Annotated in this window: 15 protein-coding genes; 10 read left to right on the top strand and 5 right to left on the bottom strand. The window is 64.2% G+C overall.

The genetic code is table 11. The annotated features are described in order from the left end of the window. Position 1: 1 nt before the first annotated feature. Positions 2–1,363 (bottom strand): PLP-dependent aminotransferase family protein, encoded by a 1,362-nt coding sequence (locus tag ACPFMA_RS20780; protein ID WP_425930614.1) that lies wholly within the window; start codon positions 1,361–1,363, stop codon positions 2–4. Positions 1,364–1,455: 92 nt separating this feature from the next. On the opposite strand from ACPFMA_RS20780, the gene ACPFMA_RS20775 reads away from it, so the two are divergent. The 4 genes from ACPFMA_RS20775 to ACPFMA_RS20760 all read left to right on the top strand — a co-directional run bounded on the left by ACPFMA_RS20775 (position 1,456) and on the right by ACPFMA_RS20760 (position 3,784). After that, a complete protein-coding gene (locus ACPFMA_RS20775) occupies positions 1,456–2,412 on the top strand; it encodes a threonine dehydratase (RefSeq protein ID WP_420058372.1) in 957 nt (318 codons plus the stop codon). A gap of 57 nt (positions 2,413–2,469) precedes the next feature. Next, on the top strand, positions 2,470–2,724 hold the full coding sequence (locus ACPFMA_RS20770) for a type II toxin-antitoxin system HicA family toxin (RefSeq protein WP_425928577.1): 255 nt from the start codon (positions 2,470–2,472) through the stop codon (positions 2,722–2,724). Then, positions 2,721–3,053: a type II toxin-antitoxin system HicB family antitoxin gene (locus ACPFMA_RS20765; protein WP_420058371.1), complete on the top strand. Its 333-nt coding sequence runs from the start codon at positions 2,721–2,723 to the stop codon at positions 3,051–3,053. Before ACPFMA_RS20770 ends, ACPFMA_RS20765 begins: the two co-directional genes overlap by 4 nt. An 86-nt stretch (positions 3,054–3,139) precedes the next feature. Then, positions 3,140–3,784, top strand: coding sequence for a LysE family translocator (locus tag ACPFMA_RS20760; RefSeq protein WP_064301918.1), 645 nt, complete (start codon positions 3,140–3,142; stop codon positions 3,782–3,784). On the opposite strand, the gene ACPFMA_RS20755 is transcribed toward ACPFMA_RS20760, so the two are convergent. Then, positions 3,762–4,568 (bottom strand): AraC family transcriptional regulator, encoded by an 807-nt coding sequence (locus tag ACPFMA_RS20755; RefSeq protein ID WP_425928576.1) that lies wholly within the window; start codon positions 4,566–4,568, stop codon positions 3,762–3,764. The two genes, ACPFMA_RS20760 and ACPFMA_RS20755, sit on opposite strands and share 23 nt — an antisense overlap. A 196-nt stretch (positions 4,569–4,764) precedes the next feature. Between ACPFMA_RS20755 and ACPFMA_RS20750 the strand changes: the two genes are divergently transcribed. The 4 genes from ACPFMA_RS20750 to ACPFMA_RS20735 are packed head-to-tail and all read left to right on the top strand — an operon-like array spanning position 4,765 to position 7,317. Beyond that, complete coding sequence (locus ACPFMA_RS20750) at positions 4,765–5,190, top strand: YybH family protein (RefSeq protein WP_425928575.1); 426 nt, start codon at positions 4,765–4,767, stop codon at positions 5,188–5,190. Between the two features lie 19 nt (positions 5,191–5,209). After that, the gene (locus ACPFMA_RS20745) at positions 5,210–5,554 is read left to right on the top strand and encodes a YciI family protein (RefSeq protein WP_425928574.1); all 345 of its coding nucleotides are present in this window, start codon (positions 5,210–5,212) and stop codon (positions 5,552–5,554) included. A gap of 18 nt (positions 5,555–5,572) precedes the next feature. Next, on the top strand, positions 5,573–6,064 hold the full coding sequence (locus ACPFMA_RS20740) for an SRPBCC family protein (RefSeq protein ID WP_425928573.1): 492 nt from the start codon (positions 5,573–5,575) through the stop codon (positions 6,062–6,064). Then, a complete protein-coding gene (locus ACPFMA_RS20735) occupies positions 6,064–7,317 on the top strand; it encodes an RNA polymerase sigma factor (protein WP_425928572.1) in 1,254 nt (417 codons plus the stop codon). The genes ACPFMA_RS20740 and ACPFMA_RS20735 overlap by 1 nt, the downstream gene beginning before the upstream one ends. On the opposite strand, the gene ACPFMA_RS20730 is transcribed toward ACPFMA_RS20735, so the two are convergent. Further along, positions 7,304–7,774 carry a MaoC family dehydratase gene (locus ACPFMA_RS20730; RefSeq protein ID WP_009405197.1) on the bottom strand — a complete coding sequence of 157 codons (471 nt, stop codon included), beginning with the start codon at positions 7,772–7,774 and terminating at the stop codon, positions 7,304–7,306. The genes ACPFMA_RS20735 and ACPFMA_RS20730 overlap by 14 nt on opposite strands. A 38-nt stretch (positions 7,775–7,812) precedes the next feature. Next, positions 7,813–8,757 (bottom strand): lysophospholipase, encoded by a 945-nt coding sequence (locus ACPFMA_RS20725; RefSeq protein WP_425928571.1) that lies wholly within the window; start codon positions 8,755–8,757, stop codon positions 7,813–7,815. Positions 8,758–8,955: 198 nt separating this feature from the next. Between ACPFMA_RS20725 and fadD2 the strand changes: the two genes are divergently transcribed. Both fadD2 and fadD1 read left to right on the top strand, forming a co-directional pair. Next, positions 8,956–10,644 (top strand): long-chain-fatty-acid--CoA ligase FadD2, encoded by a 1,689-nt coding sequence (gene fadD2, locus ACPFMA_RS20720; RefSeq protein WP_009405195.1) that lies wholly within the window; start codon positions 8,956–8,958, stop codon positions 10,642–10,644. 297 nt (positions 10,645–10,941) lie between these two features. Further along, on the top strand, positions 10,942–12,639 hold the full coding sequence (gene fadD1 / locus ACPFMA_RS20715) for a long-chain-fatty-acid--CoA ligase FadD1 (protein WP_064301924.1): 1,698 nt from the start codon (positions 10,942–10,944) through the stop codon (positions 12,637–12,639). A gap of 102 nt (positions 12,640–12,741) precedes the next feature. Here the strand turns inward: fadD1 and ACPFMA_RS20710 are convergent, their stop codons facing one another. Then, the gene (locus tag ACPFMA_RS20710; protein WP_425928570.1) at positions 12,742–14,049 is read right to left on the bottom strand and encodes an NAD(P)/FAD-dependent oxidoreductase; all 1,308 of its coding nucleotides are present in this window, start codon (positions 14,047–14,049) and stop codon (positions 12,742–12,744) included. Positions 14,050–14,080: the final 31 nt, after the last annotated feature.

The following is a 14,080-nucleotide window of genomic DNA, read 5'->3' as shown; positions in this document are numbered from 1 at the left end:
GTCACTCCGGATCCTGCGCTGTGAATTCCTCGAACACCGTCGCGATGCGTTCCAGCGCCTGTTTCAGCTCGGCCCGGCTGCGCGCGGCGGTGAGGCTGACACGCACGGCTGGCAGTTGCCCCTGCTTGACCGCGAACACCTGGGCCGGCACCACCTCGACGCCTTTGCCGCGGCAGGCGGCAGCCAGCACATCACCGGGGCGCGGCCCGTTCAACCAGATATGCGGCGATGGCGTTGCCGGTTGCATGACGACCCCGAGCAGACGTTGGGCCAGGCGCCAGCGCTGGGTCACCTCTTCGCGCTGCCAGGCCAGCTTGCGCGCGGCAGTGCCGTCGTCGATCCAGCGTCCGGCGATGCCCAGCATCAGCGGGGCGATCTGCCAGTGGGTAGCCTGGGCATGGGGATCGACCTGCGCCAGCAAATGCTCATCGCCGGCGATCCAACCCAGGCGCATGCCGGCGCAGACGGTTTTCGACAGGCTGCTGACCAGCAGGCCACGGGCGCCGAGCAGCGGCAGCAGCGGTGGCTCGTCGCCCAGGGCGCCATAGACGTCGTCTTCCACCAGCAGCAAGTCGAGACGCTCGACCACCGCGGCGATATCACGCCGGCGTCGTTCGCCCATGCTAGCGCCTGTGGGGTTGTGCAGCGCCGGGGTCAGGACCACTACCCGGGCGCCGCTGGCACGGGCCACGCGGTCGAGATCGTCGGGAAGGATGCCCTGGTGGTCCATCGCGATGCCGTGCAAGGGCAGGCGCAGTTGCCGGCAGGCCGCCTTGATCCCCGGGGCGGTCAGGGCTTCGACCATCACCGCCTCGCCGGGCTGGCAGAGTGACAGCAGGACGCTGAACACGCCCTGTTGCGCGCCGCCACAGAGCAGTATCTGGCTGGCCGTCAGTTGCAGGCCGCGCAGGTTAAGCCAGCTCGCACCCTGCAGCCGGCCCAGCAGCAACTGTTCGGCGCCAAGGTAATGTTCCAGGCCGTGGGCCGGGCCCTGGTGGAGAACATGGCGCAGGGCCTGTTCGAGATCCTGCCCTTGCTCGTCCACGACCGGGACGTTTGTCGATAGATCGATGCAGGTGCTCTCATGATCGCGTTGTTTCAGCCGAAACAGCGTCGCCTCCTTGCTCCCCGCCAGCACGTAGGTGCCCCGGCCGACCTCGCCGGACACCAGGTGTCGCGCCGCCGCCTCGCGATACGCCTGCTGGGTGGTGCTCGGATTCAGGCCCAGGGCCCAGGCCAGGCGACGTTGCGGTGGCAGGCGTTCGCCCACCTTGAGTTCACCCTGTTCGATGGCCCGGGCGATCGCCTCGACCAGGGCCAGGTAGCGGGGTTGCGCGTCGTCGGGGAGGGTCGGGGTCCACATGATTTTATTGTTGGCCATGCAATATAAGGTTTGACCCATACAATGCGCGGCGCCCAGGATCGGGTCAATTCCAAGCCGATCCGAGGTGTTTCATGTTCGACCTGCCTGCCCTGCGCGAAGCGTCCCGTCTGGTCCGTGCCCAGGTGCCCGCCACCCCGCAATATGCCTGGCCACGCCTGGCGGAAAGGTTGGGTTGCGAGGTGTGGGTCAAGCATGAAAACCATGCACCGACCGGCGCCTTCAAGGTACGCGGCGGCTTGCTCTACGTGCAGTCGCTGCTGGCGCGGGCGCCGCAGACCCGCGGCCTGGTCACGGCGACGCGGGGCAACCATGGCCAGAGCATGGCCCTGGCGGCGCGTAATGCCGGGGTGCCTATCGTGATTGTCGTCCCTCAAGGCAATTCCCCGGAAAAGAACGCAGCGATGCGCGCCCTGGGCGCCGAATTGATCGAGCATGGCGCCGACTTCGACCAGGCCCGGGCCGAGGCGGCGCGGGTGGCGCAGGAGCGCGGATTCGAAAGCGTGCCGCCGTTTCATCCGGACCTGATCCGCGGGGTCGCCACCTATGCCCTGGAGTTGTTCGAGGCGGTGGCCGGGCTGGATGCGGTGTATGTGCCGATCGGCATGGGCTCGGGGATCTGCGGCTTGATCCGCACCCGTGACCTGCTCGGCCTGGATACGCAGATCATCGGCGTGGTCTCCAGTGCGGCCGATGCTTTTGCCCGCAGTGTCGAGGCGGGGCGGATCGTCACCACCGAAACCGCCGATACCTTCGCCGACGGCATGGCCTGCCGGATACCGCAGCCGGAAGCGTTCGAAATCATCCGCCGGGGCGCGGCGCGGATTGTCCGGGTCACTGACGAGGAGATCGGGCAGGCGATCCGCATCTACCACGAAGACACCCACAACACCGCCGAAGGTGCCGGCGCGGCGGGGCTGGCCGCGCTGTATCAGGAATGCGGGCGACAGCAGGGGCGCAAGGTGGCGGTGGTGTTGAGCGGGGCGAATATCGACAGGGGAATGTTTGCGCGGGTATTGGGGGAGGGCTGAAAAGTCTTGAATGAACTCCAGGGAAAAGGTGCTATCTTATTTTGATAGCATTCACCGATGCAGAATCGACATCGCAAAACCCTTGAATCCCTGTTTCGGTCGCCTACCAGCACCTCGCTGGTATTCGCCGATATCGAAGCCCTGATCATTTATCTGGGAGGTTCGGTGCATGAACGCGCGGGGTCGAGGGTGAAGCTTGTGCTAGGGCAGCACCACTGGCGTTGCCATCGGCCGCATCCAGGGAAGGAGGCCAAGCGTTATCAGGTCGAAGAGGCTCGGGAGTTTCTTCTGCAGGCAGGAGTTCATATATGAGCAGCATGACTTACAAGGGCTATTCGGCCCGGGTCGAATATGATCCCCGCGACGACATCTTCGTTGGCAGGGTTTTGGGTATCCGGGACATCATCAGTTTTCACGCCAGTTCGGTCAGTGCGCTTCACGAGGAGTTCCGCCTGGCGCTGGAAGACTATCTGGCGGATTGTGCGGAGCAGGGCGTAACTCCGGAAAAGCCTGCCTCGGGCAAGGTGATGCTGCGTATTCGTCCGGAAGTCCATGCAGCTGCGACGATAGCGGCCCAGAAGCAAGGCAAAAGCCTGAACCAGTGGGCCGACGAGGTATTCGAGCGAGCCGCGCTGGCCTGATCCGCAATTTCTTCCAATACACCCCCACCCCAATCCGCTTAAATACCGGCTGCCTCGATCATCAGCCGGTAGCGGACCCTTCCTTCATGCCCTTTTCCAACGGTTTCCTCCTCTCCCTTTCCCTTTGTCTCGACATCGGCATCGCCAATATCGCCATGATCACCCTGGCCATGCAGCGCGGCTTCTGGCAGGGCATGTGGTTGGGGCTGGGGACCTGCGTGGGTGATTTGCTCTATGCCCTGGCCGCGTTGGCCGGGATGACCGTGCTCCTGCAATTCGAGAGCGTGCGCTGGGCCCTGTGGATCGGCGGTTCGCTGCTGCTGGTGTGGTTCGCGGTGAAGATGCTGTGGGCGGCCCTGCGCGGCAATGCCCACTTGGACACTACCCGGGAAGTGGTGCGCGAATCGCCCTGGCGCGAGTTCCTGCGCGGCATCTTCCTGGCCATGTCCTCGCCCAGCGCGATTCTCTGGTTCGCGGCGGTGGGCGGGGTACTGATCTCCCGTTCGGGCGCAGGCGGGGCGCTGCAAGCGGGCCTGTTCCTCGGTGGGTTCTTCTGCGCCGGGGTGCTCTGGTGCGTGACCCTGTGCGGCGCCGCCAGCCATGGCGGCAGGCTCCTCGGCGACCGCCTGCTGACCTGGTCATACCTGGCGTCGGCAGGGATCTTCTGCTACTTCGCGGTCTACGTGATCGTGTCTGGCTACAACGAATTCATCCTTGCCCCGGCGCTTTGAACGCCTGCCAATAGTGATTGGGGGTCATGCCCATGACCCGGCGGAATGCGTTGATGAAGTGGCTCTGGTCATAGAAGCCCAGGCCCAGTGCCACCTCGGCGGGATGCTCGCCAGCCCGCAAGCGCCGGCGCGCTTCGCTCAGGCGCAATTGCATGTGGTACTGCAACGGGGCCAGCCCGGTAGCATTCTTGAAGCAGCGCACGAAGTGGTATTTGCTCAGCCCTGCCACCGCAGCCAGGTCTTCAAGGGCCAGGCGCGCGTGCGGGGTGTCGCGCATGCATTGTATGGCCAGGCGCAGGGCCTGGCTTTGTTCTCCGGCGGGGCCGGTGGGGCGTTGGAGCAATTGTCCGAGCAGCGCAAGCAGGGCTTCTTCGCGATGAGCCGGTTGTTCATCGTCGATCCTGGCGAAATCGACGATGGCGCGGTACAGCCCGGCATCCTGGAACACGCCCTGTTCGAAGCGCGGCATAGCGCAAAAGGGCTTCAGGTTGTTCTCCCGCGCTACCTGCTCCAGTGCCTGTGGCGCCAGGTGCAGGCTGATGTATTCCACCCCTGGCGCCGCGAACTCCGACGCCTGCACCGCCAGCGGGTTGTACAACGTGATCGCGCCAACCGGTACCTCCAGGGTGCGTCCCTCCAGCCAGATCCGCTCATGTCCCCACAGGTTCGCGCCCAGCACATACTCGTCGTGGGTATGGCGCTCGAAACAGGCGGCGCCGGTGGCCCGTACCCAGGACGATTCGACCAGTCCACAGGCCCGCAAAGGTTGGCTGATCAATGCCATCTGCCGAGGTCTCCGAAGCACGCAACGCGGCGACACTAGCCGGGAAGCGGCAGGTACCGCAAGCGATGATTACGGCCGAGGCGGGTAGATTTTTTTCGCTTTTTTCCTTGGGCTGTCGATTCATCGCGCTCCCGTTCGACCAATGCTGCAGGCGCCGGATTTTCCCGGCGCCAATCACTGCCATGAGGACATACCGATGAACAGCGCAGCCGAACAGGAAATCCGTCAACTCATCGACCGCTGGATCCAGGCCGTGCGCGAGCGCGACCTGCCCGCCATCGTCGCGGTCTACGCTGACGATATCGTCGCCTTCGACGCCATCCAGGCCCTGCAATTCAAGGGCAAGGCCGACTACACGGCGCATTGGGAGATGTGCATGGGCCTGTGCAGCGGGCCGATGGTCTTCGAGGTAGCGCAGTTGACCGTGCACGCCAGCGGTGACCTGGCCCTGGCCCATTGGCTCAACCGCTGCGGGCCCGCAGACGACGAAAGCCAGTGCGGTTTCATGCGCGCTTCGGTGGCCTACCGGCGCACTGGCGGGCAGTGGCAGGTGATTCATGAACACTGGTCCGCGCCCTTCGACATGCAAACCCAGAAGGCCCTGTTCGATCTCAAGCCCTGACCCCGCGTCGGAGAACACCATGAAATACCTGTGCCTGGTCTACTGTGATGAAACCCTGTTGCACGGTCTGCCCGAGAGCCCGGCGGATGCCGAGTGCATGGCCTACGCCAATGCCATCCACGACAGCGGCCGGATGCTCGCCGCCGAAGCACTCAAACCGGTGCAGACCGCTACCACGGTGCGGGTACGTGGCGGGCAGACCAGCCTGACCGACGGCCCTTTCGCCGAAACCAAGGAGCAACTGGCCGGCTTCTACCTGGTGGAAGCCCGCGACCTCAACGAAGCGCTGAACATCGCCCGCGGCATTCCGGCCGCGCGGGTGGGCAGCGTCGAGGTCCGGCCGATGCGCGAGCTGCAACCCTGAACGAGGAGAACAACACCCATGAATCCTCAGCAATCCGGTGCGGGAGAAGCGCGGCATGAACTGTCCCTGAGCCGCCTGATCGACGCACCTCGCACCCGGGTGTTCCGCGCCTGGACCGATCCGCAACTGCTTCGGTGCTGGTGGGGGCCCCATGGCATGACCACCCCGGTGTGCGAGATGCAGCTGTGGGTCGGCGGTCTGTTTCGTACCGTACTGCGTGCCCCGGACGGCAGCGAGTACGCGAACCAGGGCGTGTTCCTGGAGATCGTCGCGCCGGAGCGGATCGTTTTCACCGACGCCTTCGGTCCCGGCTGGGTTCCCTCGGCGCGGGCGTTCATGACCGCGGTGATCACCCTCGACGATATCCACGGCAAGACCCTCTACACCGCCCGTGCCTGGCATTGGAGCGCCGAAGACCGCCAGGCCCACGAGGAAATGGGTTTCCACCGCGGTTGGGGCGAGAGCCTCGACCGCCTGGTGGAACTGGTGACCGGTCCGCTGGAGGCATGATGCCCGGCAGCGAGGCGGTGCGAGCCGCCATCGATCAGGTGTACCTGGACGAATCGCGACGGATCCTTGCCACCTTGATTCGTCTGCTGGGGGATTTCGACCTGGCCGAGGAGGCGTTGCATGAAGCCTTCTTCATTGCCGTCGAGCGCTGGCAGCGCGATGGCATTCCCGCCAGCCCCAGGGCCTGGCTGGTCTCCACCGGACGCTTCAAGGCCATCGATGGCCTGCGTCGGCGTGCCCGTTTCGAGCGCTCGCCCGAGGCCTTGCGCCAGGCCCTTGAGCGGCTGGAGGCGGACGACATGAATGTCGAGGAACTGGAAGACGACCGCCTGCGCCTGATCTTCACCTGCTGTCACCCGGCCCTGGCCGCCGACGCCCAAGTGCCCCTGACCTTGCGCGAGGTCTGCGACCTGACCACCGAGGAGATCGGCCGGGCCTTCCTGCTGGCGCCAGCCACCATCGCCCAGCGCATCGTCCGCGCCAAGGCCAAGATCCGTGAGGCCGGCATTCCCTACCAGGTGCCGGCGCGCGATGAACTGCCGGAGCGCCTCGACAGCGTGCTGCGGGTGATCTACCTGGTGTTCAACGAAGGCTATTCGGCGTCTTCCGGTGAGACGGTGGTACGCGATGAGCTCTGTGCCGAGGCGATTCGTCTTGGGCGGCTGCTACGTGAGTTGCTGCCCGACCCCGAGGTGCTCGGCCTGCTCGCGCTGATGCTGTTGCAGGCCTCCCGGACCCGGGCGCGCAATGCGGGGGAGGGCGAGCTGGTCCTGCTCGACGCCCAGGATCGCAGCCTGTGGGACCAGGTGCTGATTGCCGAAGGGTGTGCCCTGGTGCAACAGGCACTGTGCACCCAAAGGTTCGGTCCGTACACCTTGCAGGCGGCGATCGCGGCAGTGCATGCCGAAGCCGCCACGGCGCAGGATACCGACTGGGCGCAGATCGTCGGGCTCTACGAGGTGCTGCTGCGTGGCTGGCCTTCGCCGGTGATCGAGCTCAATCACGCGGCCGCCGTGGCGCAAAGGGACGGTCCGCTGGTAGGGCTGGCGTTGATCGAGGGGATTCTGCAGCGGGGAGACCTTCGCGACTACCAGCCGGCGCATTGCGCGCGGGCCGAGCTGTGCCGGCAGCTTGGACGCCAGGATCAGGCCCGCGAAGCGTATCGCACCGCACTTGGCCTGACCCGGCAAGCGCCCGAGCGGCGCTTTATCGAGCGCCGCCTTCAGGTTCTGCAGGCAATCAGCCGAAGGTGATCGGCGGCGGGCTGACCAGTTCGACGGTCTGCTGCTTGCGTGGCGCGAGGATCTCGGCTTCGCCGTCCACCACCAGTTCTTCGTTCTGGTTGAACACGCGGGTAGCGATGCGCACGCGGAACTTCGGCAGCTTTTCAAGGATTTCCAGGCGCACGGTCAGGGTGTCGCCAATCTTCACCGGTTTCTGGAAGCTCATCTGCTGACCCAGGTAGATGGTGCCCGGGCCGGGCAACTCGCAGGCCACGGCGGCGCTGATCAGCGCGCCGCTGAACATGCCGTGGGCGATGCGCTCCTTGAACATGCTTTTGGCGGCGAACTCGGCATCCAGGTGGACCGGGTTGTGGTCACCGGACATCGCGGCGAACAGCTGGATGTCACGTTCTTCGACGGTCTTGCTGAAGCTGGCCTTCTGACCGACTTCGAGGGATTCGTAAGGCGTGTTGGTGACCTGGGTCATTCAGGGGATTCCTTCGATACGCGACGGGGGCGGCAGTATCACTCGCTGCGCACCGGCCGGCCAAGGGCCAGGGTGCTTTCGAGCCAGTCGATCAACTGCGCGGTGACCTCGTCACGGTTGGTTTCGTTGAGCAGCTCGTGGCGGGCCTGCGGATAGAGCCGCAGGTGCACGTGCTGGTTCCCGGACAGGCGCAGGGCGCCGGTCAGATCTTTCAGACGCTTGCCGGCACTGACCGGATCACATTCGCCACCGATCACCAGGATCGGCAGGTTCGGGTCGATCTGCGCCAGGTTGCGCAGGCGGCTGATCTGCTCCAGCCCGCCGAGCAGGTCGATCCACAGGCGATTGCAGCAGCGGAAGCCGCATAGCGGGTCGTTGACGTACCTGTCGACCTCCACCGGATCGCGGCTGAGCCAGTCGAAGGCCGTGCGATTGGGCTTGAAGGCCTTGTTGAACGAGCCGAAGGAGAGGAATTCGATCAGCGCGCTGCGGCCCAGCGGGCCCTGTCGCCAGCTTTCCAGGCGGGCGATCTGGCGCGCCGCGCGATACAGCGCCGGCGCCTGGAAATTGGAGCCACTGAGGATCGCGCCGTGCAGGCTGCCGCTATGGTGCAGCAGGTAGGCCTGGGCAATGTAGCTGCCCATGCTGTGGCCGAAGAGAAACACCGGCAGGCCCGGATGCTGCTGGCCGATGTGCTGGTTGAGCAGGCCGAGGTCGTTGACTACGGTATTCCAGCCGTTCTCGGTGGCGAACAGGCCAAGCGTGCCCTGCTCGGCGGTACGGCCGTGGCCGCGCTGGTCGTGGGCATACAGGGCGAAACCGGCGCTGCTCAAGGCCTCGCCGAGCCGCCGGTAGCGTCCGGCATGCTCGGCCATGCCGTGGGCCAGCAGTACCACCGCGCGCACCGGCGTGGCGGGCAGCCAGTGGCGGACGTACAGGCTGCAATGGTTGCTGGCCGGCAGCCAGAAGGCGTCATGGAGCATCGTGTTTTCCGGGGCAATGGATGCCACTGAGTGTATAGCCGCTTGCCAAATCGGCTAGCCCGGTAGATGGAGATTCACAGGATCTATGACGAGCCTTGGCATATTTGCCACCTGTGACAGAGCTGCTAACGTCGGCAGAACGCCGTTTTGCAAGCAGCAATCCGGACCGCACAGGCTCAGGACCGAGGACAATAATAAATGCACGCCGATTTCTGGAACGACAAGCGCCCGCCGGGAGTACCTTCGCAGATCGACATGAGCACCTATAAGTCGGTAGTCGAAGTATTCGAACGCTCCTGCAAGACATTCGCCGACCGACCGGCCTTCAGCAACCTGGGCGTGACCCTGACCTACGCCGAACTGGACCGTTATTCCGCCGCCTTCGCCGCGTACCTGCAGCAATGCACCGACCTCAAGCCGGGAGAGCGCATCGCGGTGCAGATGCCCAACGTCCTGCAATACCCCATCGCCGTGTTCGGTGCCTTGCGCGCCGGGCTGATCGTGGTCAACACCAACCCGCTGTACACCGCCCGGGAGATGCGCCACCAGTTCAAGGATTCCGGCGCCCGCGCCTTGGTGTACCTGAACATGTTCGGCAAGCTGGTGCAGGAAGTGCTGCCCGATACCGGCCTGGACTACCTGATCGAAGCGAAGATGGGGGACATGCTGCCGACCGCCAAGGGCTGGCTGGTCAACACTATCGTCGCCAAGGTCAAGAAGATGGTTCCCGACTACCACCTGCCCCAGGCGCTGTCGTTCAAGCAGGTGCTGCGCCAGGGCAAGGGGCATGCCCTGAAGCCGGTGCAGGCCGGCCACGACGATATCGCCGTGCTGCAATACACCGGCGGCACCACCGGGGTAGCGAAGGGGGCGATGCTCACCCACGGCAACCTGGTCGCCAACATGCTCCAGGTGCTGGCCTGTTTCTCGCAACTGGGGCCTGACGGGCAGAAGCTGCTCAAGGATGGCCAGGAAGTGATGATCGCGCCGCTGCCGCTGTACCACATCTATGCCTTCACCGCGAATTGCATGTGCATGATGGTGACCGGCAACCACAACGTGCTGATCACCAATCCGCGGGACATTGCGGGCTTCGTCAAGGAACTGAAAAAGTGGCGCTTCTCCGCGCTGCTCGGGCTCAACACGCTGTTCGTCGCGCTGATGGACAACCCTGCCTTCAAGGACCTGGATTTCTCCGCGCTCAAGGTCACCAACTCCGGCGGCACCGCGCTGGTCAAGGCCACCGCCGAGCGCTGGGAAGGCCTCACCGGTTGCCGCATCGTCGAGGGCTACGGCCTGACCGAAACCTCGCCGGTGGCCAGCACCAATCCCTATGGCCAGCTGGCGCGCCTGGGCACCGTGGGCATTCCGGTACCGGGCACGGCGTTCAAGGTCACTGATGACCAGGGCAACGAAATGCCCCTGGGCGAGCGCGGCGAGCTGTGCATCAAGGGCCCCCAGGTGATGAAGGGCTACTGGCAGCGTCCGGACGCCACCGCCGAGGCATTCGATGCCGAGGGCTGGTTCCGGACCGGCGATATCGCGGTGATCGATCCGGACGGCTTCACCCGCATCGTCGATCGCAAGAAGGACATGATCATCGTCTCGGGCTTCAACGTGTACCCGAACGAAATCGAGGACGTGGTCATGGCCCACCCGAAAGTCGCCGCCTGTGCCGCCATCGGCGTGCCGGACGAACGTTCCGGCGAGGCGGTCAAGCTGTTCGTGGTGGCGAGGGAGGGCGGCGTGACCCTGGAAGAACTCAAGGCTTACTGCAAGGCCAACTTCACCGGCTACAAAGTGCCCAAGCACATCGTCCTGAGGGATTCGTTGCCGATGACGCCGGTAGGAAAGATCCTGCGTCGCGAGTTGCGCGAACCGGCTTGAGCAGCTACAAGCTATAAGCCGAAAGCTGCAAGATAGAGCGGTCGCGCACGCTCTCTTGCAGCTTTTGACTTAAAGCTAGCAGTTCGGTTTAGACCATTTACTCTAAAAGTGACCAATAAATTATCAAGAGTCATTTTAGTGACTCGCCGGGCCGCTTTAGCTCTAGGCGACCCCTGGTAAAGCTGTTACTCTCGGCGCGCTTCGGATCGGTCGGTTTGCAATAAATCGACATCAAATATCAATAATAATCGCATCGACGCGGTGAAGAATTCGCTGTTGCTGGAGGAGTGGGCTTCCATGATCGAAAACTTTTGGAAGGATAAGTACCCGGCCGGGGTCGCCTCGCAAATCAACCCGGACGAGTACCCGAATATCCAGGCAGTATTGAAGCAGTCCTGCCAGCGTTTCGCCGATAAACCGGCATTCAGCAACCTGGGCAAGACCTTGACCTATGGCGAGCTGTACGAGTTGTCCGGGGCCTTCGCTGCCTACCTGCAGCAGCATACCGACCTGCAACCCGGAGACCGCATCGCCGTTCAACTGCCGAACGTTCTGCAATATCCCGTCGCCGTCTTCGGTGCCATGCGCGCCGGGCTGATCGTGGTCAACACCAACCCGCTCTACACGGCGCGGGAAATGGAACACCAGTTCAACGACTCCGGCGCCAAGGCCCTGGTGTGCCTGGCCAACATGGCGCACCTGGCGGAAAAGGTCGTACCCAAGACGTCGGTCAAGCACGTCATCGTCACAGAAGTCGCCGATCTGCTGCCGCCGCTCAAGCGCCTGCTGATCAACAGCGTCATCAAGTACGTGAAGAAGATGGTCCCGGCCTACAGCCTGCCGAACGCCGTGAAGTTCAACGACGCACTGGCGAAAGGGCAGGGCAAGGCGGTCAGGGAAGCCTCGCCGTCCCACGACGATGTCGCGGTGCTGCAATACACCGGCGGCACCACCGGTGTGGCCAAGGGCGCCATGCTGACCCACCGCAACCTGATCGCCAACATGCTGCAGTGCAAGGCGCTTATGGGCTCCAACCTCAATGAGGGCTGCGAGATCCTGATCACCCCGCTGCCGCTCTATCACATCTATGCCTTCACCTTCCATTGCATGGCGATGATGTTGATCGGCAACCACAACATCCTGATCAGCAACCCGCGCGACCTGCCGGCGATGGTCAAGGAACTGTCGAAGTGGAAGTTCAGCGGTTTCGTCGGGCTCAACACCCTGTTCGTCGCCCTGTGCAACAACGAGGACTTCCGTCGCCTGGACTTCTCCGCGCTAAAGGTCACCCTGTCCGGTGGCATGGCCCTGCAACTCTCGGTTGCCGAGCGCTGGCGCGAAGTGACCGGCTGCGCCATCTGCGAAGGCTACGGCATGACCGAAACCAGCCCGGTGGCCTCGGTGAACCCGGCGCAGAACATCCAGGTCGGCACCATCGGCATCCCGGTACCTTCGACCCTGTGCAGGGTGATCGACGATGCCGGCAACGAGTTGCCGTTCGGCGAGATCGGCGAGCTGTGCATCAAGGGCCCGCAGGTCATGAAAGGCTACTGGCAGCGCCAGGAGGCCACCGACGAGATCCTCGACGCCGAGGGCTGGCTGAAGACCGGCGACATCGCGGTGATCCAGGCCGATGGCTACATGCGCATCGTCGACCGCAAGAAGGACATGATCCTGGTGTCCGGTTTCAACGTGTACCCGAACGAACTCGAGGATGTGCTGGCGACCCTGCCGGGCGTGCTGCAATGTGCTGCGATCGGCGTGCCGGACGAGAAGTCGGGCGAGGTGATCAAGGTGTTCATCGTGGCCAAGCCGGGGGTTACCCTGACCCGCGAGCAGGTGATGGAGCATATGCGCGCCAATGTCACCGGCTACAAGGTGCCGCGTTTCGTCGAGTTCCGTGATGCCCTGCCGACCACCAACGTCGGCAAGATCCTGCGGCGAGAGTTGCGCGATGAAGAGTTGAAGAAGCTGGGCCTGAAGAAGATCGCCTGAGCCCTTTCGGGCCTCATCGCTGGCAACGCCGGCTCCCACAGGTTTCGCGGACACCGCAGAACCTTGTGGGAGCCGGCGTTGCCGGCGATGAGGCCCGAAAGATCAACGCAATTTCTCGAGCATCTGGTAGTACCACATCCCCGCCGCCAACAGCGGATTCCCCAGCAGATCCCCCATCGGTACCCGCACGTGGCGGCAGCCTGCGAAGGTGTCGAACTTCTCCAGCGTCCCGGTGATCGCCTCGGCCATGATCTCGCCCATGATATGGCTGGTGGCAATGCCGTGCCCCGAGTAGCCCTGGCAATACCAGACGTTCTCCGAGAGCTTGCCCAGTTGCGGGATGCGGTTGACCACGATGCCCATCGCACAGCTCCACTGGAACTCGATCGGTACGTCCTTCAGCGCCGGGAAGGTGCGCTCGATGCAGGGCCGCAGTTCCCCGGCGATATCCCGCGAATCCCGTCCCGAATAGTTGGCGCCGCCGCCGAACAGCAGGCGGCCATCGGCAGTCATGCGGTAGTAGTCGAGCACGAAGCGGCAGTCGTACACCGCCAGGTCGTGCGGGTTGAGCTGGCGCGCCAGGTCTCCCAGCGGCGCGGTGGTGACGATGCCGCCCATGGCCGGGAAGATCTTGCCCTTGAGCTGGCGCTTTTCCAGCTTGTGATAGACATCGCCCGCGAGCATCACCTGTTTCGCTTCGATCCGGCCCTTGGCGGTAACCACCGCCGGGCGCGGGCCATGGACGATCTCCAGCACTTGCGAGTTCTCGAAGATCAGCGCGCCCAGGCTGTGAGCCGCACGGGCCTCGCCCAGGCATAGATTGAGCGGGTGCAGGTGCAGGTTGCGCAGGTTTTTCAGCGCGCCGAGGTAGAGCGGCGAATCCAGGTGGCGGCGCACGCCTTCACGGTCGAGCAATTGCACCTGGTCGCCCATGCCTCGAAGCTGGGCTTCGCTGGCGAAGGCCTGGAGTTCATTCATGTGCGATGGCTTCATCGCCGCATGCAGGTGACCGCGCTTGAGGTCGCAATCGATGCCATAGCGCTCGACCCGCTGCTCGATGATCTGGTGCCCGCGAAAGCGCAGGTGCCAGATGAAATCGTCGACGTCGTCGCCCAGCCGGGCGCGCATCTGCTTGCGCATGGCTTCGTCGCCGGACAGGCTGCCGGTGACCTGCCCGCCGTTGCGTCCGCTGGCGCCCCAGCCAATGCGGTTGGTCTCGACGATGGCGACCTTCAGGCCGCGTTCGGCCAGCTCGACGGCGCTGGCGACACCGGTGAAGCCGCCACCGATGATCGCCACATCGACCTCTACCGTGCCTTCCAGGGTCGGGTACTGGGTGGCATCGTTGAGGGTGGCGCTGTAATAGGACGCGGCGCGCTGGGCGCTGCCGTGGTTCAGGGCTGCATTCATGTTTCGGGTCCTTCGAAAAAAGAGGAAAGGG

Origin of the sequence: Pseudomonas sp. NyZ201 (assembly GCF_049860765.1) — a bacterium.
Classification (GTDB): Bacteria; Pseudomonadota; Gammaproteobacteria; order Pseudomonadales; family Pseudomonadaceae; genus Aquipseudomonas; species Aquipseudomonas bharatica.
The sequence above is the reverse complement of the archived record's forward strand: the minus strand, read 5'-3'. Positions and strand labels throughout refer to the sequence as shown.

Excerpts from the sequence above, each read along its gene's own strand:
- ACPFMA_RS20780 (WP_425930614.1), bottom strand. The coding sequence starts at position 1,363 with ATGTGGACCCCGACCCTCCCCGACGACGCGCAACCCCGCTACCTGGCC.
- ACPFMA_RS20775 (WP_420058372.1), top strand. The coding sequence starts at position 1,456 with ATGTTCGACCTGCCTGCCCTGCGCGAAGCGTCCCGTCTGGTCCGTGCC.
- ACPFMA_RS20770 (WP_425928577.1), top strand. The coding sequence starts at position 2,470 with ATGCAGAATCGACATCGCAAAACCCTTGAATCCCTGTTTCGGTCGCCT.
- ACPFMA_RS20765 (WP_420058371.1), top strand. The coding sequence starts at position 2,721 with ATGAGCAGCATGACTTACAAGGGCTATTCGGCCCGGGTCGAATATGAT.
- ACPFMA_RS20760 (WP_064301918.1), top strand. The coding sequence starts at position 3,140 with ATGCCCTTTTCCAACGGTTTCCTCCTCTCCCTTTCCCTTTGTCTCGAC.
- ACPFMA_RS20755 (WP_425928576.1), bottom strand. The coding sequence starts at position 4,568 with ATGGCATTGATCAGCCAACCTTTGCGGGCCTGTGGACTGGTCGAATCG.
- ACPFMA_RS20750 (WP_425928575.1), top strand. The coding sequence starts at position 4,765 with ATGAACAGCGCAGCCGAACAGGAAATCCGTCAACTCATCGACCGCTGG.
- ACPFMA_RS20745 (WP_425928574.1), top strand. The coding sequence starts at position 5,210 with ATGAAATACCTGTGCCTGGTCTACTGTGATGAAACCCTGTTGCACGGT.
- ACPFMA_RS20740 (WP_425928573.1), top strand. The coding sequence starts at position 5,573 with ATGAATCCTCAGCAATCCGGTGCGGGAGAAGCGCGGCATGAACTGTCC.
- ACPFMA_RS20735 (WP_425928572.1), top strand. The coding sequence starts at position 6,064 with ATGCCCGGCAGCGAGGCGGTGCGAGCCGCCATCGATCAGGTGTACCTG.
- ACPFMA_RS20730 (WP_009405197.1), bottom strand. The coding sequence starts at position 7,774 with ATGACCCAGGTCACCAACACGCCTTACGAATCCCTCGAAGTCGGTCAG.
- ACPFMA_RS20725 (WP_425928571.1), bottom strand. The coding sequence starts at position 8,757 with ATGCTCCATGACGCCTTCTGGCTGCCGGCCAGCAACCATTGCAGCCTG.
- fadD2 (WP_009405195.1), top strand. The coding sequence starts at position 8,956 with ATGCACGCCGATTTCTGGAACGACAAGCGCCCGCCGGGAGTACCTTCG.
- fadD1 (WP_064301924.1), top strand. The coding sequence starts at position 10,942 with ATGATCGAAAACTTTTGGAAGGATAAGTACCCGGCCGGGGTCGCCTCG.
- ACPFMA_RS20710 (WP_425928570.1), bottom strand. The coding sequence starts at position 14,049 with ATGAATGCAGCCCTGAACCACGGCAGCGCCCAGCGCGCCGCGTCCTAT.